Genomic DNA, 23,205 nt, shown 5'->3' on the forward strand with positions numbered 1-23,205 from the left:
GAGGTATATCAATGTTTGACCGTTTGGATGATATGCTGCGGCATTATGAGGAACTGATGCTGGAGTTAAACAACCCGTCGGTGGCGGAGGACCAGAGAAGATTCCGCAAGCTGATGAAAGAACAGGCTGATCTGGCACCGATCGTTGATGCGTACAAGCAGTACAAGCAGGCGAAACAGGATGTCGAGGACAGCCTGGCACTTCTCGACGAGGAGAGCGACGAGGAGATGAAGGAACTTGCGAAGGAAGAGCTTGCCGACGCGAAGAAGAGGATCGAGGAGCTGGAACAGGAGTTAAAGATCCTGCTTCTCCCGAAGGACCCGAACGATGAGAAAAACGTTATTGTTGAGATCCGTGCCGGTGCAGGCGGAGACGAGGCAGCGTTATTCGCTTCCGAGTTATACCGCATGTATGTGCATTACGCGGAGAGCCAGCACTGGAAGACAGAGATGATCAACGTCAGCGAGAGCGGGATCGGCGGCATGAAGGAAGTCGAGTTCATGATCACCGGTCATGGCGCGTACTCCAAGTTAAAATACGAGAGCGGTGTTCACCGTGTACAGCGTGTCCCGGAGACCGAGTCCGGAGGAAGAATCCATACGTCCACTGCGACGGTTGCAATCATGCCGGAGGCAGAGGAGTTCGATGTTGTGATCGATGACAAAGATATCCGTATCGATGTCATGCGTGCGTCCGGTAACGGCGGACAGTGTGTCAACACCACAGACTCTGCGGTTCGTCTGACCCATATCCCGACCGGAATCGTGATCTACAGCCAGACGGAGAAGTCCCAGCTGCAGAACAAGGAGAAAGCATTCCGCTTACTGCGTTCCAAGTTATACGATATGGAGCTTGAGAGACGCCAGAATGAGGAGGCGGAGGAGCGCCGCAGCCAGATCGGTACCGGCGACCGTTCCGAGAAGATCCGTACCTACAACTTCCCGCAGGGACGTGTGACCGACCACCGGATCAAGCTGACACTCTATAAGATCGACGCAATCATGGACGGCGATCTCCAGGAGCTGATTGACAGCCTGATCGCGGCTGACCAGGCGGCGAAGCTTGCGAAGATGAGCGAGAACTAAGAGATAAAAAAGACCTTTCGAGAGCAGATCATTTTATAAAAAATATCTGTTTCGAAAGGTCTTTTTACTTGTTATTTTTTTACGAGAAAATGATTTTCTGCCACCGCCCGCTCTTATACCGGCAGACAAAGAAGATCCCGCGCACGAGCCAGTCGATCGTCATCGCAACCCAGACACCGAAGATTCCCATATGAAACTCCATAGTCAGCAGATAGCTGAAACCGAACCGGAACACCCACATGGAGATGATGGAGAGGACCATGGTCACTTTCACATCGGCCGCGGCGCGCAGTGTGTTCGGAAGTGTGAAGGACAGCGGCCAGATCGTCACAACGCAGGCGGCATGGTACAGGATGATGTCATTTGTGTACATTGCAGCCTCATCGGAGAGGTTGTAGATCGAAAGGATGAACGGCAGGGAAAGGATCACGATCAGGTTGGACGCGATCAGGCACAGATACTCGACGCGCATCATATGTTTGGTATAGTACTTCACCTGCTCAAAATCGCCGGCGCCGACGCACTGGGCGCAGACCGTGAGGAGTGCGAATCCGAAGGACATTCCCGGCAGGATCGCGAAGTTTGCGATATTGTTGCTGACTGCGTTTGCCGCGAGTGATGCAGTTCCGAGACCGGAGACAAGACTCAGCACGGCGATCTTTCCGAGCTGGAACATACTGTTTTCCAGACCGTTCGGGATCCCGATATAGAGGATTTTTTTCAGCACATCCCATTTGATCTTAAACGGATACGGGTGCAGGATGTGGAGCGCATGTTCCTGGTTATTTAACAGGACAAGAATTACTACGCACGCCACGCCGCGGGATACGACCGTCGGGATCGCAACGCCCTCAACGCCGCGGTGAAATCCGAAGATCAGGAGCGCGTTTCCGAACACGTTGATAGAGTTCATGAGAAGCGAAGTCTTCATCGCGATGTTGGAGTTTCCCATTGCACGGAAGATTGCGGCTCCGGCATTGTACATGGCGATCATCGGGATCGAGGCGAGAACGATCAGAAGATACGTGCGGCTGTCCTTCATGACTTCCGGTTCGATCTTTCCGAAGACATGGTACAGGATCACGTTCTGCCCGAGGTATCCAAGGATCATGATGAAGATCGAGAACAGGAACGTAAAGTTGAAGAGCTGGGCAGTTGCCTCACATCCGGTTTTCGGATCTTTTCTGCCGAGATACTGGCCGGCGATGACGGCGCCGCCGGTGGCGAGAGCCGTGAAGATATTGATGATGAGCAGCATGACCGTGTCGACTAAGGAAACTCCGGAGACGGCAGCTTCCCCGACACGCGCCACCATGATCGAGTCGGAAAGTCCCACGGCAACCTGAAGAAACTGATCTACGATCAGCGGGATGATCAGGCGCACCAGGTCTTTCCGGCTGAAAAGACGGTTATTCATATGTAGATACATCCTCCTGAAAATAAATGAAATTGCAGAACATGGAGATCTTTCTATGTAAAGAAAAAATATAATACACGTTTTAACATATTTTTTTACGTTATGCAATTAGGAAAAGTTCTGATTTTTAAGCGGAAGATGGGGAAAATATTGTGACTGTTCAGCAGACGGAGCAATGTATGTAAGAAGAAAATACATCGCATGATCAGGAAAAGTGTCCAGCATTTTGGGTACAGCGTGTAAAATACAAGGTGGAGAGCGAAAACATGGAAAAGTGGGCGGTTTTCTGGTGAAAAATGTGGACATAGGGCGGACTGACAATATGTTAGCGGGAGCATGGAGGACTCTCGGCGGGCTCCAAAGCACATCATTTTGTAAAAACTAACAAAAATCTTCCTGTTTTTTAAGAGATTTATAAGAGGAAGTCCCTTTAAAATATAAGTCACTTATGCTATAATGTCCCTAGTATAGGGCGTAGTGTGCCCAAAAACAGATGAGAAAAGGAGAGCATATGAAAGGAATCATACTTGCCGGCGGAAGCGGCACAAGACTGTATCCGCTCACGAAGGTAACTTCCAAACAGCTTTTACCAATTTATGATAAACCAATGATCTATTATCCGTTATCCGTGCTGATGAACGCAGGAATCAGGGATATCCTCATCATCTCCACACCGGACGATACCCCGAGATTCGAGGCACTGTTAGGTGACGGAAAGCAGTTCGGCGTGAACTTATCCTACGCTGTACAGCCGAGTCCGGACGGACTTGCCCAGGCGTTTATCATCGGTGAAAAATTCATCAATGGTGACTCTGTTGCGATGATCTTAGGAGATAATATCTTCCACGGACAGGGCTTAAAGAAGCGTCTCCGCGCAGCCGCAGAGAAGGAGAAAGGCGCAACCGTATTCGGCTACTATGTAGATGATCCGGAGCGTTTCGGTATCGTTGAGTTCGACGAGACAGGAAAGGCGATCTCTATCGAGGAGAAGCCGGAGAAGCCGAAGTCCAACTACTGCGTAACCGGTCTTTATTTCTACGACAACCGCGTTGTGGAGTACGCAAAGAACTTAAAACCATCCGCAAGAGGCGAGCTTGAGATCACAGACCTGAACCGGATCTATCTTGAGAACGGTGAGCTTGATGTAACACTCTTAGGTCAGGGTTTCACATGGCTGGATACCGGTACCCACGAGTCCTTAGTTGAGGCCACAAACTTCGTCAAGACCATCGAGACCCACCAGCACAGAAAGATCGCGTGTCTGGAAGAGATCGCCTACACGAATGGCTGGATCTCCAAGGAAGAAGTTATGGCCGCATACGAGATTTATAAGAAGAACCAGTACGGCCAGTACTTAAAGGATGTCATCGACGGAAAATATATCGACAAACTGCCGGGACACGCAGATAAGTAAAGAGAAAAAACAGCAGGCTTTCAGCGCACTCACGCCCAAACACAAAGCGTTTGAGTGAAAGCTTCTGAACTGATACAGGAAAGGATGGAACATGAGCTGAGTGTATTTCTATATGAAAATTTTGCAGTCAGGATCATGTTCATGAAGGAGAAATAAACACATGAAAATCATCGTAACAGGCGGCGCCGGATTTATCGGCGGCAACTTCATCCACCATATGGTAAACAAATACCCGGAGTACCAGATCGTAAACCTCGATCTCTTAACATACGCCGGAAATCTTGAGACATTAAAGCCGGTCGAGAACAAGCCGAACTACAAGTTCGTAAAGGGCGACATCGCAGACCGTAAATTCGTATTCGACCTCTTCGAAAAAGAAAAACCGGATATCGTTGTAAACTTCGCAGCGGAGAGCCATGTTGACCGTTCCGTTGTAGATCCGGAGAGCTTTGTCCGCACAAATGTTATGGGAACTACAACGCTGCTTGACGCATGCCGCACCTACGGAATCAAGCGTTACCACCAGGTTTCCACCGATGAGGTTTACGGAGACCTTCCGCTTGACCGCCCGGATCTTTTCTTCACAGAGGAGACACCGCTCCACACATCCAGCCCGTATTCTTCCTCCAAGGCAAGTGCAGACCTCTTTGTTCTCGCTTACCACAGAACCTACGGACTTCCGGTGACGATCTCCCGCTGCTCCAACAACTATGGTCCGTACCACTTCCCGGAGAAACTGATCCCGCTGATGATCAGCCGCGCTCTTGCTGATGAGGCACTTCCGGTATACGGAACAGGCGAGAATGTCCGTGACTGGCTCCACGTTTCCGACCACTGCGAGGCGATCGACCTGATCATCCACAAGGGCCGTGTCGGTGAAGTATACAACGTCGGCGGACACAATGAGAGAACAAACCTTGAGGTCGTTAAGACGATCTTAAAGGCATTAAATAAGCCGGAGAGCCTCATTAAATTCGTAACAGACCGTCCGGGTCATGACAGACGTTATGCGATCGATCCGACAAAGCTTGAGACAGAGCTTGGCTGGAAGCCGAAATACAACTTTGATACCGGTATTCAGCAGACGATCCAGTGGTATCTGGACAACGAGGACTGGTGGAAGCATATCTTAAGCGGAGAGTACAGCAACTACTTCGACAACATGTACGGCGACCGTCTTGGAAAAGATTTAAAGTAAGTAAGATCATAAATCAGCCCTGCACCGAGGATTCTGGGGCAGGGCTGATTTTTTACGAAAGGAACAGACAGATATGAGAGTTTTAGTGACAGGCGTAAAAGGCCAGCTTGGTCATGACGTAGTAAACGAGATGGAAAAACGCGGGATCACTCCGATCGGAGTGGACCTCGCTGAGATGGATATCACCGATAAAGAGGCATGTGACCGCGTGATCACGGAGGCCAATGTCGATGCAGTGATCCACTGCGCAGCTTACACTGCTGTCGATGCGGCTGAGGACAATGTGGACGTGTGCATGAAAGTCAACGCAGGCGGAACGAGAAACATCGCGGAAGTCTGCAAAAAACTCGGCATCAAGATGATGTACATCAGCACGGACTATGTATTCGACGGACAGGGAACCCGCCCGTGGGAGCCGGATGACGAGAGACATCCACTGAATGTCTATGGACAGTCCAAATATGAGGGAGAGCTTGCAGTCGAGGAGCTGGTAGAGAAATTCTTTACCGTCCGTATCGCCTGGGTATTCGGCGTAAACGGAAAGAACTTCATTAAGACCATGCTCCGGATCGGAAAAGAGCGCGGAGCTGCTTCGGTCGTTGACGATCAGATCGGTTCCCCGACCTACACTTACGACCTCGCAAGACTTCTCGTGGATATGATCCAGACGGACAAATACGGCAGATACCATGCGACAAACGAAGGACTCTGCTCCTGGTATGAGTTCGCCTGCGAGATCTTCCGTGCAGCAGGAATGGATGTCAAGGTGACACCGGTCCACTCCGATGAGTACCCGGCTGCAAAGGCAAAACGCCCGATGAACAGCCGTATGAGCAAGGAAAAACTCACAGAGAACGGCTTTGAGCGTCTTCCGGAGTGGAAGGATGCCGTTGCAAGATATCTGAAGGAAATTACCTGGTAGGAACTGCCGTTTTGTTACAGTACACGGCACTCCATGCCCACGCACTGTAACAGGTTGTTGCCTATAAAAGGCATATGGCTGCCGGCGATGATATATTTTCGGCAGCCTGCTTATCTGAGAAATAAAACATCAGAAAAGCAAAAGACTTTTTGCTCTCAGTAGAATAATCTGTATATAGATAGAAAACTGCGGACCTTATAGAGAACCGGGATATCAGACAACGGCAATATCCGGTTCTCTATAAGGTTCGCGGGTCATGGAGGATTGAGGAATGGGAAAATATTTTGGCACCGACGGCTTCCGCGGAGAGGCGAACGTAAATCTGACCGTGGAGCATGCATATAAAGTCGGAAGATTTCTTGGATGGTATTACGGAAAACAGGCAAAGGGAGACCGCTGCAGAGTCGTGATCGGAAAAGATACAAGACGTTCCAGCTATATGTTTGAGTATTCCCTGGCAGCGGGACTCACAGCGTCCGGAGCGGACACTTATCTCTTACATGTGACGACAACTCCGAGCGTGTCCCATGTGATCCGCACGGAAGATTTCGACTGCGGGATCATGATCTCTGCCAGCCATAACCCGTACTATGACAATGGCATCAAGGTCATGAACGGAAACGGTGAAAAGCTCGAGGAGAGCGTCATCGAGGAGATCGAGAAGTACTTAGACGGTGAGATGGAAGAAATTCCGCTCGCTAAGAGAGAAAATATCGGAAGAACCCAGGATTTCGCGGCAGGAAGAAATCGTTATATCGGCTACCTGATTTCCATCGCGACAAGATCTTTTAAGGGCAAAAAGGTCGGTCTCGACTGCTCCAACGGAAGCGCTTCCTCCGTTGCGAAGAGCGTATTTGACGCTCTCGGTGCAGACACTTATGTGATCAACGACCAGCCGGACGGCCTCAACATCAACCGCGACTGTGGATCCACGCATATCGGAAATCTTCAGAAATTCGTGAAGGAAAAAGGCCTGGATGTCGGATTTGCATACGATGGTGACGCAGACCGCTGCCTGGCGGTGGATGAGAACGGAAATGTCGTGGACGGCGACTTGATCCTCTACATCTGTGGAAAGTACATGAAGGAACAGGGACTTTTACGCAACAACAAGATTGTCACGACGGTCATGTCAAACCTCGGTCTCTACAAAGCGCTGGACCGCGAGGGTATCGGCTATGAGAAGACAGCGGTCGGTGACAAGTATGTGTATGAGAACATGTCAAAGACCGGAAACTGTCTCGGCGGTGAGCAGTCCGGACACATCATTTTCAGCAAGTATGCGACGACCGGTGACGGTATCTTAACTTCCTTAAAGATCATGGAAGTCATGCTGGAGAAGAAGGAGACACTTGGAAAGCTTGCTTCTGAGGTTACGATCCTTCCGCAGCTTTTAAAGAATGTCCGTGTAGCAGACAAAGCGGCGGCGTTAAACGACCCGGATGTACAGGCAGCCGGAAAAGCCGTTGACGAAGCGCTCGGAAATGACGGAAGACTTCTTCTACGCCAGAGCGGGACTGAACCGCTGATCCGCGTGATGGTCGAGGCGGAGACACCGGAGATCTGTGAGAAATATGTGGATCAGGTGATCGACGTGCTGAAGAAAAAAGGGCATGTGTCAGAAAGCTGATTGCTTGAAATATAAAAGATGAACGATGAGGCAGTGAGGAAGTTCGCTGCCTCATTTTACATATGGTGGTAGTGGATTTTGCCGATTCGGAATGCGAAGCATCGGCAAAATCAGTTACTGTTTGTGCAAGGCGTGAACAGCAATATTTGCATATCTCCTATATCTAAATGTTATGGCATAGATTCTTGCGATTCCTTTTTTACAGTGATATAATGAAAAAACGGAAATGGATGGTCGAAAATGCGTCCGTCGATTGAATTTCACAAAAAAGGACTGATGAAAATGGGGTTAGACCTAAAAGCGTAACATTGTTTATAATTGAGAAGTACAGCGTGGTTTACCGACTCCGTGGCCTGCGACTATGAAGCTGGAGGGAAACTGCAGTGCCTGGAAAGACTGCATGATTACAAAAATTCATGAAATGCAGGGATGAAAATGACTTTTATCAGAAAAGCGGAGGAAAGAAACTATGATGAATTATAAGAGATATCAGAGAGTACCGGTCATGAATTACCCGGAGCGGGAGTGGCCGAATAAAGAGATCGAGAAAGCGCCGATCTGGTGCAGCGTGGATCTGCGCGACGGCAATCAGGCACTTGTAGAGCCGATGGTCGTTGAAGAGAAGATCGAAATGTTCAATATGCTGGTGCAGATGGGCTTCAAGGAGATCGAGATCGGTTTCCCGGCCGCTTCCCAGATCGAATTTGACTTTTTAAGACAGCTCGTTGAACGCAGGCTGATCCCGGACGATGTGACGGTTCAGGTTCTGACCCAGTGCCGTGATCACCTGTTAAAGAGAACCTTCGAGTCCATTCAGGGAATCCCGAAGGCAGTTGTGCATATTTACAACTCTACATCCACCTTACAGCGTGATGTTGTATTCCATATGGACCGTGAGGAGATCAAGCAGATCGCAATCGATGGTGTCGATATGGTAAAGAAGTACATGAAAGATTATGACGGAAAAGTGATCTTGGAGTATTCCCCGGAGAGCTTTACCGGAACAGAGATGGACTATGCGCTTGATATCTGCAACGCGGTCCAGAGAGCATGGGGACCGACACCGGACAATAAGATGATCATCAACCTTCCGTCCACTGTCGAGATGACGACACCGAACGTGTTTGCGGACCAGATCGAGTGGATGAGCAAACATCTGGAGAACCGCGAGAGCATCGTTTTAAGTGTTCATCCGCATAATGACCGCGGAACAGGCGTTGCTGCGGCAGAACTTGCAATGCTTGCAGGCGCTGACCGCGTTGAGGGAACCCTGTTCGGAAACGGTGAGCGTACCGGCAACGTGGATATCCTGACCATCGCCTACAATATGTTCTCTCAGGGAATCGATCCGGAGCTTGAGATCGGCGATATCAAGAAGATCGCGGAAGTATACGAGCGCTGCACAAAGATGCATATCGATCCGCGTCATCCGTACGCTGGAAAGCTGGTATTTACTGCATTCTCCGGTTCCCATCAGGATGCTATCAACAAGGGAATGCATGCGCTTATGGAAAGAAAGAGCGAGATCTGGCAGGTTCCGTATCTGCCTATCGATCCGTCCGATATCGGAAGAGAGTACGAGCCGGTGGTTCGTATCAACAGCCAGTCCGGAAAGGGCGGTGTTGCTTTCGTTATGGACAGCTTCTTTGGATTCAAGCTTCCGCGCGGCATGCACAAGGAGTTCGCGGATGTGATCCAGAAGATCGCAGAGAAGCAGGGTGAGGTTGCGCCGGATCAGATCATGGAAGAGTTCCGCATCGAGTATCTCGACCGCAAGGAACCGTACCACTTCCGCAAGTGTAAGATCACAGATTTCGAGTCCGGAGACCAGTTCACAACCGTTGCTGTTGTTACCTACTCTGACCACGGCGAGACAAAACAGTTTGAAGGTGTCGGAAACGGCCCGATCGATGCTGTGAAACGCGGACTGGAGGAGGAGCTTGGTATCTCGATCAAGGTTCTCGATTACAGCGAGCATGCGCTGACATCCGGTTCCGGGGCACAGGCGGCTTCCTATATCCACCTGATGGATCAGAAGACCGGAAAGGTGACATACGGTGTCGGCATCAGCTCCAACATCACGAGAGCATCCTTAAGAGGTATCTTCAGTGCAGTTAACCGTCTGTTTGGAGATGCAGAGTAAAATAAAAATGTCGGATATACGTTCAGTGCTGCGGTAAGACATAGGGAGAAACTGCAGTGTCCGGCGGCAAATCATAAGAAAATTTTAAATGCGGCAGAAATGGGAATGCAATCCTGTTTTTGCCGCATTTTTGCGTCATATTTTTAATGAAATGTAAGGAAAAAGAGAAGAGTTTTTAGGAAGTTTTCTGTATAATACAAGTACAAACAAAAAACGAAAGATATCTAACGGAGATATCGAAAACAAATAGCCACCGTGGGAACGATGAAAAGGAAACCGGTGGGAAAGTGAAAAAGTATATTCCGGAAACGGAAATATTTAGAAGAGGAGGGTTTCTATGAAGAAGAGATATTTTGCAGGTGCAGCAGTTGCAGCGATGATTTTAACCGCAGGAATGGCGACGACTTCCTTTGCGGACTGGTCACAGCAGAATGGAAAATGGTATTACTACAATGACAACAACGGACGCCTCGTTCGGAATGACTGGGTATGCTCCAAAGATGCATGGTATTATATGGATTATAATGGAGTGATGCAGACAAACAGCCTGATCGATGATACCTATTATGTAAATGAGAATGGTGTCATGATCACAAACACATGGAAGTACATCAACAACAGCCGCTGGAACGAAAGCGGATGGAGATATTTCGGAGCAAACGGAAAGGCGTACACAAACGGCTGGAAACAGATCAATGACGTGTGGTACCACTTTACGGACTCCGTTTTGGATATCGGCTGGGTGGAGATCGATGGTAAGATCTATCATTTAGAAGATTCCGGAGCTATGACGACGGGCTGGAGAAAACTGGCGGACAGAGAGGATGACTGGGGTGAGTACTGGTACTACTTTAATTCCAGTGGAAAGCTGATCTATGATGGTGAACTGAAGATCTCCGGTGAGACCTATATCTTTGACCACAGCGGAAGAATGCTGACTGGCTGGGTAAATGAGTCTGATTACACATCTACAGGACGTGACGACCTCTCCAACAGCGATGTCAATGCCCTTCGCTACTTCCGCAGCGGCGGACAGCAGATGAACGGCTGGAGATATATGGCATCCCCGGATGACGCTGAGGAAAACTGGTACTACTTTAAAGATGGCCGCGCATACTCCACATCCTATAAAACAACGGAGGCCTGCGGATACGGAATAGCGAAGATCAAGGGAGAGACCTACTGCTTCGATAAGAAGGGCCGCATGAAGACAGGTCTTGTGGAGTTGAGTGATGGCAGAAAGTTCTACTTTGACAGCGACGGAAAGATGAAGACCGGACGGATCGTGGTCAATGACGATAACCATGACAACGAAGTATTCTACTTTACGACTTCAGGCAGTATCGGAAAGAGAGGCGACGGATTCACGGGTGTGAAGGACGGAAGTCTCTACGAGAACGGACGCCTTGTGAGTGCGGAAGAAGGAATGAAGTACGAGAAAGTCACCGTTGACGGAAAGACATATGTAGTCAACGAATCCGGTAAGGTAAAGACCAGCGGAACCGTGACAGACGCGGATGGCGTGAAATATAAGATCACGAAGGATCAGAACGGCGGATATCATGTGGAAGTTTCCTGGTAGGAATGAATACAAAAAGCTTAATGAGCTTATGATGTAAAATTTCATAGAACCCCATAAAGAGAGATCCCGGCAGTTTGCTGTCGGGGTCTCTTGCTGTTGTGCGTATTTTGTGAAAGGTGAATAATTTTACCTTCATATAAAAACGAACAAACGTTTGCATATAAAAACGAAATGTGATATACTGGGCGTAACAGGAAATAAGTCCGTAACATACGAGAATATCCGGATTTTCTGACGAAACGTATACTCAGGAAATTCCGTGAGAATGATAAAGCAAAAGCAGACATGGCAAAGAGGAGAGACACAATGCCGAAGCAATATATAAAAATACGAGGTGCCAACGAGCACAACTTAAAAAATATTTCCCTGGATATCCCAAGAAATGAGCTGGTAGTCCTGACTGGACTTTCGGGATCGGGAAAATCTTCCCTGGCATTTGATACGATCTACGCGGAGGGACAGAGACGCTATATGGAGTCTTTATCTTCCTACGCCCGCCAGTTCTTAGGCCAGATGGAAAAACCGGATGTTGAGAGCATCGAGGGACTTTCCCCGGCGATCTCCATCGACCAGAAATCCACGAACCGCAACCCGCGTTCCACCGTAGGAACTGTGACGGAGATATACGACTATATGCGTCTTCTGTACGCGAGGATCGGTATCCCCCACTGCCCGAAGTGCGGCAGGGAGATCCGGAAACAGACCGTGGACCAGATGGTGGACCAGATCATGACACTGCCGGAGCGGACGAAGATCCAGCTTTTAGCGCCAATGGTCCGTGGAAGAAAAGGACGTCATGAGAAGGTTCTGGAACAGGCGAAACGCAGCGGCTATGTCCGCGTGATGATCGACGGAAATCTTCATGAGCTGTCAGAAGAGATATCGCTGGAGAAGAATATCAAGCACAATATCGAGATCGTTGTGGACCGTCTCGTTGTGAAGCCGGGGATCGAGAAGCGTCTGACGGACTCCATCGAGACGGTGATGAAGCTGTCCGACGGTCTGATGATCGTGGACGTGACGGGCGGCGAGCCGATTAACTTCAGCCAGAGCTTTTCCTGCCCGGATTGTGGGATCAGCATCGAGGAGGTGGAGCCGCGAAGCTTCTCCTTCAACAACCCGTTTGGTGCCTGCCCGGACTGTTTCGGTCTGGGATATAAGATGGAATTTGACGAAGACCTTATGATTCCGGATAAGTCTTTAAGCATCAACGAGGGAGCGATCGTCGTCCTCGGCTGGCAGTCCTGCGCGAAGCCGGGAAGCTTTTCGAGGGCGATTCTGGATGCCCTGGCGGCAGAGTATCACTTTGATCTTGATACTCCGTTTAAAGATTATCCGAAGGAGATCCATGATATCCTGATCTACGGAACCGGCGGAAAGGAAGTAAAGGTCCACTATACAGGACAGCGCGGAACCGGCGTTTATGACGTGGCCTTTGAGGGCCTGATTGAGAATGTGAATCGCCGTTACCGGGAGACGTTCTCCCAGGCCAGCAAGGCAGAGTACGAGAGTTTTATGCGGATCACACCGTGTACCACCTGTCATGGACAGCGTTTAAAGCAGTCTTCTCTGGCAGTGACGGTAGGTGGGCTGAATATTTACGAGGCTACGAATATGTCCATCGTAAAATTCAGGGAGTTTATCGATGATCTGAAGCTATCTGAGATGCAGAAGATGATCGGTGAACAGATTTTAAAGGAAATCCGGGCGAGGATCAGCTTCCTGATCGATGTGGGACTGGATTATCTGTCCTTATCCCGGGCGACGGGTACCCTTTCCGGCGGCGAGGCACAGCGAATCCGTCTGGCGACCCAGATCGGTTCCGGACTTGTGGGGGTTGCCTATATCCTTGATGAGCCGAGTATCGGACTGCACCAGAGAGATAACGATAAGCTGTTGAAAACGCTGGAACATCTTCGGGATCTCGGAAACAGTGTGATCGTCGTGGAACACGATGAGGATACGATGCGGGCGGCGGACTGTATCGTGGATATCGGTCCGGGGGCCGGGGAACACGGCGGAAATGTGGTCGCTGTGGGAACGGCAGCCCAGATCATGAAGTGTAAAGAATCGATCACCGGTGCGTATTTAAGCGGCCGGATCAAAATTCCGGTGCCGAAGGAGAGAAGAAACCCCACAGGCTGGATCAAAATCCGTGGCGCGAGGGAGAATAACCTGAAAAATATCGATGTGGATGTGCCGCTTGGAATTATGACCTGCGTGACCGGTGTGTCGGGATCGGGAAAGAGCTCCCTGATCAACGAGATCCTCTATAAGGCACTGGCGAAAAAGCTGAACCGCGCCCGGACGATCCCCGGAGACCACGATGGAATCGACGGCGTGGAACAGCTGGATAAGATCATCGCCATTGACCAGTCTCCAATCGGAAGAACTCCGCGATCGAATCCGGCAACCTACACCGGTGTGTTTGACCTGATTCGTGATCTATTCGCAGCGACCACCGACGCGAAGGCGAAGGGATACTCAAAGGGACGGTTCAGCTTCAATGTAAAGGGCGGCCGATGCGAGGCCTGCAGCGGTGACGGAATCATCAAGATCGAAATGCATTTCCTGCCGGACGTCTATGTGCCCTGTGAGGTCTGCGGCGGAAAGCGGTACAACCGTGAGACTCTGGAAGTGAAGTATAAGGGAAAGAGCATTTACGATGTGCTGAATATGACTGTGGAGGAGGCGTTAAAGTTCTTTGAGAATGTGCCGTCTATCGCGAGAAAGATCGCGACATTGAACGATGTGGGACTTTCCTATATCCGTCTTGGACAGCCCTCAACGGAGCTTTCCGGCGGAGAGGCGCAGCGGATCAAGCTCGCCACAGAGCTTTCCAGACGCGGAACCGGAAAAACAATCTATATCCTTGATGAGCCGACGACAGGACTCCACTTCGCGGATGTCCATAAGCTGGTGGAAATCTTAAGAAAGCTTTCCGAAGGTGGAAATACGGTGGTTGTGATCGAGCACAATCTGGATGTGATCAAGACCGCGGATTATATTATCGATATGGGACCGGAAGGCGGAGATCTGGGCGGTACCGTGATCGCGAAGGGAACGCCGGAGGAGATCGTGAAGGTTCCGGAGTCCTATACGGGGCAGTATGTCAAGAGGTATCTTGAGAATGGAGATACCGGTTCAGATGAGTAAAAAAATGAAAGTGCTGACTTGAAAAAGTAAATTCCAGTGCAAAAGTAAATTCCACCGCTCTTTTAAAAGTTGCTTATAATCTAGTGATTTTTAAGAAGAAAAGCGGAATCTATGCTATAATACAAGTAATCTATGGCGAAATTTTCTGTTTTTCTGTATGGCAAACAAGCTGCTGGAGGTCGGTGTGCACGACTAAATTCCACCAGCCACATTTGAAAAATGTGAAAAGTTTACTTCCAGTCTGACAGCAGATTTCTTCATGGGTTAGTGGTTATAGCGGATCAGCTTAGGTGTTAAGATGACTTTGTCAGGGTCAATACGCCTAAGCTGAAATGCTTTTAAGACGTCTTCCCCAAAAGCCTCCAGGGCGACATCATACGGTGTACGCCCATTCAAACTCTCCCGCGGTGTTGAGTTGATGTGGCTGGTGATTAGATTCACATCCCATTGAGTCAGGAATTCAAAGGTAGTTCGTTTCGGCAGTATCATGCGGAGCATGGTGTGTGCCTGTTCAATGCCGCCTTTCTGTCCGCTTCTCATGGGATCACAGTAATAAATGTTGGTTCTCTGGATACCGGTAACACCGGTTTCGAGAGAATCAGGATCACCGAATTCAGCGCCTCTGTCGGTGAGGATATATTCAAACAGAGTCAGGAAATCGAAGGTACCAAAACGCTTTTCTAAACGGTCCAAAACGAGTCGTACAGATCCTTCCGTATTCCGGTTCATGAGGAACGCAAGAAACAGCTTTTCCCTTGTAAAAAAGAAGGTAAGCAGTGTTTTAGAGGAACCAACAGCGGAGTGGACGGTGTCCATCTCTACAAAAGATTCCAGGTGCAACTGTTGAAAATCAGCGTAAGTTCTGCCATTAAAGACACGGCGGTCAGATATCTGTGATTTATGGACTTTTCTGGGTTTAAACTTCACTTTACGTTTCAGATCAACGTTTCTGGCAGTCAGAAGTCCCATATCAAGGTAGTTGTAAACGCTGCGGACGGAAAGATTCAATTCCGGATGGTTTGCAACGATCTGGTAAGGAGACTGGCCCTGATCGATCAGAGGAGTGATGATCTTATCCTTTTTGTGGAGTTCCTGTCTGGTCATAGCGATTCCGGACCTGGAATCCTTGAGACACTCCCGGTATTTCCGATCAGCGAACCTGGCATTGTAGGTATATTTGTGGGCAATCGTACAATGATTGATCTTTTTACTGCATCCATTGCAGACGTAGGGAGCCCGATCAAGTTTGCTGCAGCATTCTTTTTGAAAATCCGGACAGGTCTGGTTACAGGTGGGACAGGAAGCACATTTAACGCCGCAAAGAAGGATCTTATTGCAGGCATTCGTTTTCTTACAACGGAAACGCTTGGTACAGAAGTTCTTCGCATTAAGAAAAGTCCCTTTGTGAAACCAATCGGAGGCTCTTCTGGCCTTCACTTCTTTTGAAATCGTAGTAGGGTCCTTACAGAGAAAGCGGGCAATATCTTTAAAGGATGTACCCTTATCCAGTTCATTCTGGATATAGATACGATCCTCTATGGTGAGATGCTTCTGGTTGCCTGGGATATATTTACTCATAGTCAAACTCCTTCTACTGCTGTCAGAAGGACGATTAAAGTATCATATCAGTATGCATGAGTAAATATCAACTGTGCAAGAGTAAACTCCACCGCCCTTTGGAGAAGTGGAATTTAAATTTTCATTTTAGGAAAAAATGAAAGTTTCGAATCATCACTTGGAATACTTCCGGCGGTATGCTATACTGAAGTAATAAGAAAAACATAAATGCCCGACAGTAATTTCCATTACAGTTCATCCATGCTCTGGTTTGGCTGACCTGTAACTAATTTCCAGCTGTCGGGCAGTTATGTAAAACAGGGATCACACAGGAGGAATAAGCCCATGCTGTTAGTAAAAAACGCAAAAGTTTACGCACCGGAATATCTCGGAGTGAAGGATATCCTGATCGCCGGAGGAAGGATCGAAAGAATTGCGGATCATCTGCCGGAGTATGAGGGATGTGAAGTAATCGACGGAACCGGAAAGATCGTGACTCCGGGTATTATCGACCGCCACGTCCATGTGACCGGAGGCGGTGGAGAGGGAAGCTTCCACACTCAGGCACCGCAGGTCCAGCTATCCAGCCTGATCAAGGGTGGTGTGACAACTGTACTTGGACTTTTGGGAACTGACGGAATCAGCAGAAGTGTGGAGAATCTTTTAGCAAAGGTAAAAGCGTTAAAAGAAGAGGGAATTTCCGCCTATGCGATCTGCGGAGCCTATGGTTATCCGAGTACGACCGTGACCGGAAGTGTCAGCAAGGACATCATGTTTATCGATGAGATCCTTGGAGTGAAGCTTGCGATCTCCGATCACCGTGCGCCGAATATCACGACAGAGGAACTGATCCGTCTGGCCAGTGATGTCCGCACCGCAGGAATGCTGAGTGGAAAACCTGGATTTATCTGCCTTCATATGGGCGGAGACAAGAGAGCATTGAAACCGGTATTTGAGGCATTAGAGCGCACCTCGATCCCGCCGAAAACATTTCAGCCGACTCACGTGGGACGCAACGCGAACCTCTTAGAGGATGCGTTTAAGTTCGCGAAGATGGGCGGAACGATCGACCTCACCTGTGGGGAATCTGAAAGCAAGTTCCACTCTGTTGCAGATGCTGTCAAGAAAGCGAAAAAAGAAGGAGTTCCAATGGAGAAGGTGACCATGAGCTCCGACGGACAGGGAAGCTGGTCTAACTATGATGCAGAAGGAAAACTTGTGGAGATCGGTGTTTCCGATGTGGATACGATCTACCGTCAGATCGTCTACATGGTAAAAGAAGAAAATATGGATTTGGAGGAACTTCTGGCTCTCGGAACCAAGAATCCGGCGATGGCTCTGGAATTATATCCGAAAAAGGGTGCTGTGAAGGAAGAAAGTGATGCGGATATCCTGATCATGAATGAAGATCTCTCTCTTGATACGGTGATCGCTATGGGCGTGCCTATGATGAGAGACGGGAAAATTCTTAAAAAGGGAACGTATGAGAAATAATGTTGCTGCCTGCACGAGGTGCAAATATGCCTGACTATGTACAGGAACCTTCACTACCACCACTGTATTGTACGGAATTTTCAGTTCAGAAAATTCCTACCCGAGTACAGTAACCTTCATACTTATTAAAGTACAGGTTTTGAGGGAAAGCACTTGCCAAGTTTCTATGAATCCCTTATAATTAGTTCCAAATAGGAAAATTTATATCTGTCCGGCACAAATCGATGCGGATTGCCGGGCAGTTATCAAGAAGTACATGCACATATTTCAGGAGGCACCCGATGAATCAGGAAAAAATTATTGTTATCGACTTCGGCGGCCAGTACAATCAGCTGGTTGCCCGTCGTGTCCGTGAATGCCATGTATACTGTGAGATCTACTCCTACCGGACTCCGATCGAACAGATCAAGGCAATGAATCCGAAAGGAATCATCTTAACCGGAGGTCCGAACAGCGTTTATGAGGAAGGTGCTGCTACATGCAGCAAGGAACTTTTTGAGATGGGCGTTCCGGTACTCGGACTCTGCTACGGCGCGCAGCTGATGTCCCACGTTCTCGGCGGACATGTATGCAAGGCACCGGTCCGTGAGTACGGCAAGATCGAAGTGACTGTGGATAAGACAAGCAAGCTTTTCGGAGATGTATCCGAGAAGACGATCTGCTGGATGAGCCACAATGACTACATCGAGAAAGAAGCACCTGGATTCAGAATCGTCGCACATACTCCGGACTGCCCGGTTGCAGCCGCGGAATGTGCGGAAAAGAAATTATATGCGATCCAGTTCCATCCGGAGGTTCTTCATACTCAGGAAGGTACAAAGATGCTCCACAACTTCATCTACGAAGTCTGCGGATGTGCCGGAACATGGAAGATGGATGCATTTGTCGAGAACAGCATCAAGGCGATCCGTGAGAAGGTTGGAAACGGAAAAGTTCTTTGCGCGTTATCCGGTGGAGTTGACTCTTCTGTTGCAGCCGTTATGCTCGCAAAGGCAGTCGGCGACCAGCTCACCTGTGTATTCGTTGATCACGGTCTTCTCCGCAAGAACGAGGGAGACGAGGTCGAGGAAGTATTCGGACCGAACGGCCCGTATGATCTGCACTTTATTCGCGTAAATGCCCAGCAGCGTTTCTACGATAAATTAGCTGGCGTTGAGGAGCCGGAGAGAAAGAGAAAGATCATTGGCGAAGAGTTTATCCGCGTATTCGAGGAAGAGGCAAAGAAGATCGGCGCCGTTGACTTCCTGGTACAGGGAACAATTTATCCGGACGTTGTTGAGAGTGGCCTCGGCGGAGAGTCCGCAGTGATCAAATCCCACCACAATGTCGGAGGACTTCCAGATTATGTTGATTTCAAAGAGATCATTGAGCCGCTCCGCGACCTCTTCAAAGACGAGGTTCGTAAGGCCGGTCTGGAACTCGGAATTCCGGAGAAGCTCGTATACCGTCAGCCGTTCCCGGGCCCGGGACTTGGTATCCGTATTATCGGCGCCGTAACACCGGAGAAAGTAAAGATGGTACAGGAGGCTGACGCGATCTACCGCGAAGAGATCGCAAAGGCAGGAATCGACCGCAATATCGGTCAGTACTTCGCAGCACTGACTAATATGCGCTCCGTAGGCGTTATGGGTGATGAGAGAACTTACGATTACGCGATCGCGCTGAGAGCCGTAAATACGATCGACTTCATGACCGCAGAGGCAGCAGAGATCCCGTGGGATGTCCTCGGAACCGTCGCAAGCCGAATCGTCAACGAAGTGCCGCACGTAAACCGCGTACTGTATGACTGCACGGGGAAACCGCCGGCTACGATTGAGTTTGAATAATCCACGCAATTATAAAAACCCAGTATTTATGCGGGTTACAAACAAATTTGTTTAGTGACTGGCAACAAAATGGCAACATTTTACGATTATTCAAAAGATAAAAATTTTATTTCATAACGTATATAAAGAAACCTTACTGATTTTCAGAAGTAAAAAACTGAATATCGGTAAGGTTTTTTCTTTTCTCTTATTTTTCTTTTTTAGTCAATTCTTTTACGAGGTAATCACTCAGTTCCTGAGATGGTACCTTGGCACGTTTCTGATAAGTATCCAGTTCCGGGTACTTATATCTCCATTCATCATATTCTGCCTTGCTGATTTCACTGTTTTCCAGTTTGTCAGCTTGTTCCATCCATGCACGAAACATTTCATCGACAGATGAGCCGGGAGCAGATATGGAAGAGTCAAGGCAGAGATGAGGCTGCCCATCTACATTTTTTACCTTTAGACCATACATATCTTCTAGTGCAAATAGTGTATGCATCAGACCTATGTGAGTATCAATATCTGGAACTGTTAAGGCATGAGTATTGATATCAAAGATCTGAGAGATTTGTTTTACAAGATCAATCTTAGGAACTCTGGCTTCAGATTCATACTGAGCCATGCGGACATCTGAGGTTTTTCCCATGAATCCAAGTTGTTGTCCGAGTTGCTTTTGTGTCATGCCCTTGCGGTTACGAAAAAATTTGATACGTTGTCCGATTGCCATTTTTGTTTGCCTCCTTATAGTGGTCATTCGTGTTGCCATAATTAATTGTGATAGAAAATAAAACAATTCTGTTTAGGTTCAGTATAGCATGAGCAATTTCGGATAGCAAGAAGAACTTAAACAAAAGAATTTAATATTCGCATAAAATTGCTTAACTTAAATCAAAATGTTTAGTATCATGCAAATGTAACAACTTAAACAAATTACGTTAAGATAGAAAGGAGAGATGCGATGTGACGAACAGAACTTTTATGACAGTAGAAGAAGTTGCAGCGGAACTGGGAGTTTCCAAGTCTTATGCTTATAAGATTGTCAAACAGTTAAATGATGAATTACAGAAGCTGGGTTATCTTACGGTAGCTGGCAGAGTAAACACCAATTATTTCCGTAAAAAAGTATGTTACAGCGAAGTGTAAGAGAGAGGAGAATTTGTATGAGTATTTACAAAGATAATGTCACTGGGAAGTGGCGAGTGGTTTATCGGTATACCGACTGGACAGGGAAAACGAAACAGACTTCAAAACGAGGATTTCCTACGAAGCGAGAAGCGCAGATGTGGGAACACGAACAAATGTTAAAGTATGATGCAAAACTGGATATGACTTTCGCAAGTTTTTATGAAATCTATGTAGAAGATAAAAAGGAACGAATCCGGGATAACACATGGGGAACTAAGAATAATATTGCCAGAACAAAAATTCTTCCATACTTTGGGGAGAGAAAGATTGCAGAAATTGAACCAAAAGATGTGATTGCATGGCAGAATCATTTGCTTGCATTTAAGAGAGCGAATGGAAAAGGGTATTCTGCTTCATATCTGCGGAAAATCCACAGCCAGCTAAGTGCCATTTTCAATCATGCAGTTGATTTTTATCATTTGCCTTCTAATCCGGCACAGAAAGCTGGAAATATAGCAATAGAGGAATATAAGGAAATGCTGTTCTGGACAAAAGAAGAATATCTGAAATTTGCAGATGTGATGATGGATAAACCAGTTTCTTACTACGCTTTTGAAATGCTTTACTGGTGTGGGATCCGTGAAGGAGAGTTGCTTGCCCTGACACCAGCGGATTTTGACTTTACAACGCATACACTGCGAATTAATAAATCATATCAAAGATTAAACCGGGAAGATGTGATTACCCCACCAAAGACATTTAAAAGTAACAGATTTATCAAGATGCCACAATTTATATGTGATGAGATGCAGGATTATCTGAAAATGCTGTATGAGCCGAAAGAGGACGAACGGATTTTCACGATTTCCAAATCTTATCTGCATCATGAAATGAACAGAGGATCAAAAGTGTCTGGGGTGAAGCGAATCCGTGTGCATGATTTGAGACATTCCCATGTATCGTTATTGATCAATATGGGATTTACGGTATTAGCAATTGCAGATCGAATGGGACATGAGAGCATTGATATCACTTACCGATATGCACATTTGTTTCCAAGTGAGCAGACACAGATGGCAGAACAGTTGGACATTGAAAGGATGGAAAAATCAAATGGAGAAGAATCTGGACAGTAAAGGAAGATGGAGAAACAAAATCGTAGCATTCCGGGTATCACCGGAAGAAGCAGAGCAGATTGATGCATGTGTCCGATTGTCAGGACTTAGCAAGCAGGACTATATCACAAAACGATTAACTGATCGGGAAATTGTGGTACAGGGGAACCCAAGAGTCTATAAAGCATTGCGAAATCAGATGGCAGAGATTTATGAAGAACTGAAACGTCTGGAAAAATGCAGTGAGGAGAACGAAGAGTTGCTGAGTACCCTGAGATTGGTTGCAGAGACATTGTATGGATTGAAAGGGGAAAATGAATGACAGAAAAAGAAAAAATGACTGCTCCGATTTCATCTGTTGGCGCAGATGTGGAACAGTCATCAAGTAATAAATTAACCAACCAAAGTATAGCAGATTTGCCCGGTAAGGGCAATCTGCAAGCCACAAATAATGTGGAAAATACAGCAAAACCAGCAAATAAAAAGAATCCAGATGATCTGGAAACAGTTTCTATGATGGAATTATACGACACCGCATATCCACCAAAACTGCCGATTATAGATGGACTTCTGTATAACGGAACGTACCTGTTTATTGGTTCACCGAAAATTGGAAAATCATTCTTTATGGCACAGATCGGATATCACATCAGTAAAGGAATTCCATTGTGGGGCTTTTCAGTCAGACAGGGAACGGTTCTGTACCTGGCATTGGAAGATGATTATGCAAGATTGCAAAAACGGTTATCACAGATGTTTGGAATGGAAGGCAGTGAGAATTTTTATTTTGCTACAAAATCCAAATCACTCAATGACGGACTGGAAAAGCAGCTTGTAACGTTTGTGACAGAGCATAAAGATGCAAGACTGATTATCATTGATACTCTTCAGAAGGTTCGAGAGGTCGGTGGAGATAAATTCAGTTATGCCAGCGATTATGAGATTGTAACAAAGCTGAAAGCATTCAGTGATAAATATGGCATCTGTTTTCTGGTTGTGCATCATACAAGGAAAATGGAATCTTCAGATAGTTTCGATATGATTTCAGGTACGAATGGATTGCTTGGAGCTGCGGATGGAGCATTCGTCATGCAGAAAGAAAAACGGACAGATAATAAGGCAGTTCTGGAAGTGGCAGGGCGTGACCAGCAGGACCAGAAACTGTGGTTGAACTTTAATCGGGAGAGATGTGTCTGGGAACTTACCAAGACAGAAACAGAACTTTGGAAAGAACCAGAAGATCCAGTGTTGGAAAAAATCAAAGAACTTGTAACAGAAACTACGCCAGAGTGGGTAGGAACAGCAACAGAGTTTGTGGAAGTATTGCAGGTGGAAATGCAGCCGAACGCATTATCACGAAAATTAAATGTCAGCTTGGAACGTCTGATTTTGGAATATGGAATCCAGTATAAAGCGGAACGAGGACATGATGGAAGAAAGATCAGATTAGCCTTTGTTGGAAAACAAGCGTGACGATATGTGACGGTTGTGACGGTATTTTATATAGCGTGTCGGTAGTGAAAATATCGTCACTATCGTCACGACCGTCACGGAAA

At 47.5% G+C, this 23,205-nt stretch carries 17 protein-coding genes; 14 read left to right on the forward strand and 3 right to left on the reverse strand.

All coding sequences use genetic code 11. From position 1 onward, the window contains the following. The first annotated feature begins 11 nt into the window (after nt 1–11). Complete coding sequence (gene prfA, locus ACI3EW_RS02450; protein ID WP_118530173.1) at nt 12–1,085, forward strand: peptide chain release factor 1; 1,074 nt, start codon at nt 12–14, stop codon at nt 1,083–1,085. 79 nt (nt 1,086–1,164) lie between these two features. Here the strand turns inward: prfA and ACI3EW_RS02455 are convergent, their stop codons facing one another. After that, entirely contained in the window at nt 1,165–2,502 is a 1,338-nt protein-coding gene (locus ACI3EW_RS02455; RefSeq protein ID WP_405579178.1) for an MATE family efflux transporter, read from the reverse strand. A gap of 511 nt (nt 2,503–3,013) precedes the next feature. Here ACI3EW_RS02455 and rfbA point away from each other — a divergent pair. The 7 genes from rfbA (at nt 3,014) to uvrA (ending at nt 14,547) form a co-directional block, all read left to right on the forward strand. Further along, nucleotides 3,014–3,916, forward strand: coding sequence for a glucose-1-phosphate thymidylyltransferase RfbA (gene rfbA, locus ACI3EW_RS02460; RefSeq protein ID WP_015552504.1), 903 nt, complete (start codon nt 3,014–3,016; stop codon nt 3,914–3,916). A gap of 160 nt (nt 3,917–4,076) precedes the next feature. Then, nucleotides 4,077–5,114, forward strand: coding sequence for a dTDP-glucose 4,6-dehydratase (gene rfbB / locus ACI3EW_RS02465; protein WP_117483303.1), 1,038 nt, complete (start codon nt 4,077–4,079; stop codon nt 5,112–5,114). 73 nt (nt 5,115–5,187) lie between these two features. Next, nucleotides 5,188–6,036, forward strand: a complete 849-nt coding sequence (gene rfbD / locus ACI3EW_RS02470; protein ID WP_117483302.1) for a dTDP-4-dehydrorhamnose reductase — start codon at nt 5,188–5,190, stop codon at nt 6,034–6,036. Between the two features lie 271 nt (nt 6,037–6,307). Continuing rightward, a complete protein-coding gene (gene glmM, locus ACI3EW_RS02475; RefSeq protein ID WP_118530169.1) occupies nt 6,308–7,666 on the forward strand; it encodes a phosphoglucosamine mutase in 1,359 nt (452 codons plus the stop codon). Between the two features lie 469 nt (nt 7,667–8,135). Further along, nucleotides 8,136–9,809: a 2-isopropylmalate synthase gene (gene leuA, locus ACI3EW_RS02480; RefSeq protein ID WP_015552509.1), complete on the forward strand. Its 1,674-nt coding sequence runs from the start codon at nt 8,136–8,138 to the stop codon at nt 9,807–9,809. A gap of 337 nt (nt 9,810–10,146) precedes the next feature. After that, nucleotides 10,147–11,391, forward strand: coding sequence for a PspC-like choline-binding domain-containing protein (locus ACI3EW_RS02485; RefSeq protein WP_118530167.1), 1,245 nt, complete (start codon nt 10,147–10,149; stop codon nt 11,389–11,391). 306 nt (nt 11,392–11,697) lie between these two features. Next, nucleotides 11,698–14,547 (forward strand): excinuclease ABC subunit UvrA, encoded by a 2,850-nt coding sequence (gene uvrA, locus ACI3EW_RS02490; protein ID WP_405579187.1) that lies wholly within the window; start codon nt 11,698–11,700, stop codon nt 14,545–14,547. A 264-nt stretch (nt 14,548–14,811) separates the two neighbouring features. Here the strand turns inward: uvrA and ACI3EW_RS02495 are convergent, their stop codons facing one another. After that, entirely contained in the window at nt 14,812–16,125 is a 1,314-nt protein-coding gene (locus ACI3EW_RS02495) for an IS30 family transposase (RefSeq protein ID WP_405578622.1), read from the reverse strand. A gap of 324 nt (nt 16,126–16,449) precedes the next feature. Between ACI3EW_RS02495 and iadA the strand changes: the two genes are divergently transcribed. After that, the gene (gene iadA, locus ACI3EW_RS02500; RefSeq protein ID WP_117470439.1) at nt 16,450–17,598 is read left to right on the forward strand and encodes a beta-aspartyl-peptidase; all 1,149 of its coding nucleotides are present in this window, start codon (nt 16,450–16,452) and stop codon (nt 17,596–17,598) included. Between the two features lie 281 nt (nt 17,599–17,879). Then, complete coding sequence (gene guaA / locus ACI3EW_RS02505) at nt 17,880–19,424, forward strand: glutamine-hydrolyzing GMP synthase (RefSeq protein WP_118530161.1); 1,545 nt, start codon at nt 17,880–17,882, stop codon at nt 19,422–19,424. Between the two features lie 187 nt (nt 19,425–19,611). Here the strand turns inward: guaA and ACI3EW_RS02510 are convergent, their stop codons facing one another. Next, nucleotides 19,612–20,136: a helix-turn-helix domain-containing protein gene (locus ACI3EW_RS02510; RefSeq protein WP_118530157.1), complete on the reverse strand. Its 525-nt coding sequence runs from the start codon at nt 20,134–20,136 to the stop codon at nt 19,612–19,614. A gap of 233 nt (nt 20,137–20,369) precedes the next feature. Here ACI3EW_RS02510 and ACI3EW_RS02515 point away from each other — a divergent pair, with 233 nt between their 5' ends. The 4 genes from ACI3EW_RS02515 to ACI3EW_RS02530 are packed head-to-tail and all read left to right on the forward strand — an operon-like array spanning nt 20,370 to nt 23,122. Next, nucleotides 20,370–20,552 (forward strand): helix-turn-helix domain-containing protein, encoded by a 183-nt coding sequence (locus ACI3EW_RS02515; protein ID WP_026650251.1) that lies wholly within the window; start codon nt 20,370–20,372, stop codon nt 20,550–20,552. A gap of 17 nt (nt 20,553–20,569) precedes the next feature. Continuing rightward, on the forward strand, nt 20,570–21,670 hold the full coding sequence (locus tag ACI3EW_RS02520; RefSeq protein WP_118530154.1) for a site-specific integrase: 1,101 nt from the start codon (nt 20,570–20,572) through the stop codon (nt 21,668–21,670). Beyond that, a complete protein-coding gene (locus tag ACI3EW_RS02525; RefSeq protein WP_005340449.1) occupies nt 21,648–21,971 on the forward strand; it encodes a plasmid mobilization protein in 324 nt (107 codons plus the stop codon). Before ACI3EW_RS02520 ends, ACI3EW_RS02525 begins: the two co-directional genes overlap by 23 nt. Then, on the forward strand, nt 21,968–23,122 hold the full coding sequence (locus ACI3EW_RS02530; protein WP_118530150.1) for an AAA family ATPase: 1,155 nt from the start codon (nt 21,968–21,970) through the stop codon (nt 23,120–23,122). Before ACI3EW_RS02525 ends, ACI3EW_RS02530 begins: the two co-directional genes overlap by 4 nt. Nucleotides 23,123–23,205 lie beyond the last annotated feature (83 nt).

The organism is Pilosibacter rotomagensis (assembly GCF_045062245.2).
Classification (GTDB): Bacteria; Bacillota; Clostridia; order Lachnospirales; family Lachnospiraceae; genus Pilosibacter.

Coding starts and splice junctions, on each gene's coding strand:
- iadA (WP_117470439.1), top strand. CDS start 16,450: ATGCTGTTAGTAAAAAACGCAAAAGTTTACGCACCGGAATATCTCGGA.
- ACI3EW_RS02495 (WP_405578622.1), bottom strand. CDS start 16,125: ATGAGTAAATATATCCCAGGCAACCAGAAGCATCTCACCATAGAGGAT.
- ACI3EW_RS02530 (WP_118530150.1), top strand. CDS start 21,968: ATGACAGAAAAAGAAAAAATGACTGCTCCGATTTCATCTGTTGGCGCA.
- guaA (WP_118530161.1), top strand. CDS start 17,880: ATGAATCAGGAAAAAATTATTGTTATCGACTTCGGCGGCCAGTACAAT.
- ACI3EW_RS02525 (WP_005340449.1), top strand. CDS start 21,648: ATGGAGAAGAATCTGGACAGTAAAGGAAGATGGAGAAACAAAATCGTA.
- rfbD (WP_117483302.1), top strand. CDS start 5,188: ATGAGAGTTTTAGTGACAGGCGTAAAAGGCCAGCTTGGTCATGACGTA.
- ACI3EW_RS02520 (WP_118530154.1), top strand. CDS start 20,570: ATGAGTATTTACAAAGATAATGTCACTGGGAAGTGGCGAGTGGTTTAT.
- rfbA (WP_015552504.1), top strand. CDS start 3,014: ATGAAAGGAATCATACTTGCCGGCGGAAGCGGCACAAGACTGTATCCG.
- glmM (WP_118530169.1), top strand. CDS start 6,308: ATGGGAAAATATTTTGGCACCGACGGCTTCCGCGGAGAGGCGAACGTA.
- ACI3EW_RS02510 (WP_118530157.1), bottom strand. CDS start 20,136: ATGGCAATCGGACAACGTATCAAATTTTTTCGTAACCGCAAGGGCATG.
- leuA (WP_015552509.1), top strand. CDS start 8,136: ATGATGAATTATAAGAGATATCAGAGAGTACCGGTCATGAATTACCCG.
- ACI3EW_RS02485 (WP_118530167.1), top strand. CDS start 10,147: ATGAAGAAGAGATATTTTGCAGGTGCAGCAGTTGCAGCGATGATTTTA.
- ACI3EW_RS02455 (WP_405579178.1), bottom strand. CDS start 2,502: ATGAATAACCGTCTTTTCAGCCGGAAAGACCTGGTGCGCCTGATCATC.
- uvrA (WP_405579187.1), top strand. CDS start 11,698: ATGCCGAAGCAATATATAAAAATACGAGGTGCCAACGAGCACAACTTA.
- prfA (WP_118530173.1), top strand. CDS start 12: ATGTTTGACCGTTTGGATGATATGCTGCGGCATTATGAGGAACTGATG.
- rfbB (WP_117483303.1), top strand. CDS start 4,077: ATGAAAATCATCGTAACAGGCGGCGCCGGATTTATCGGCGGCAACTTC.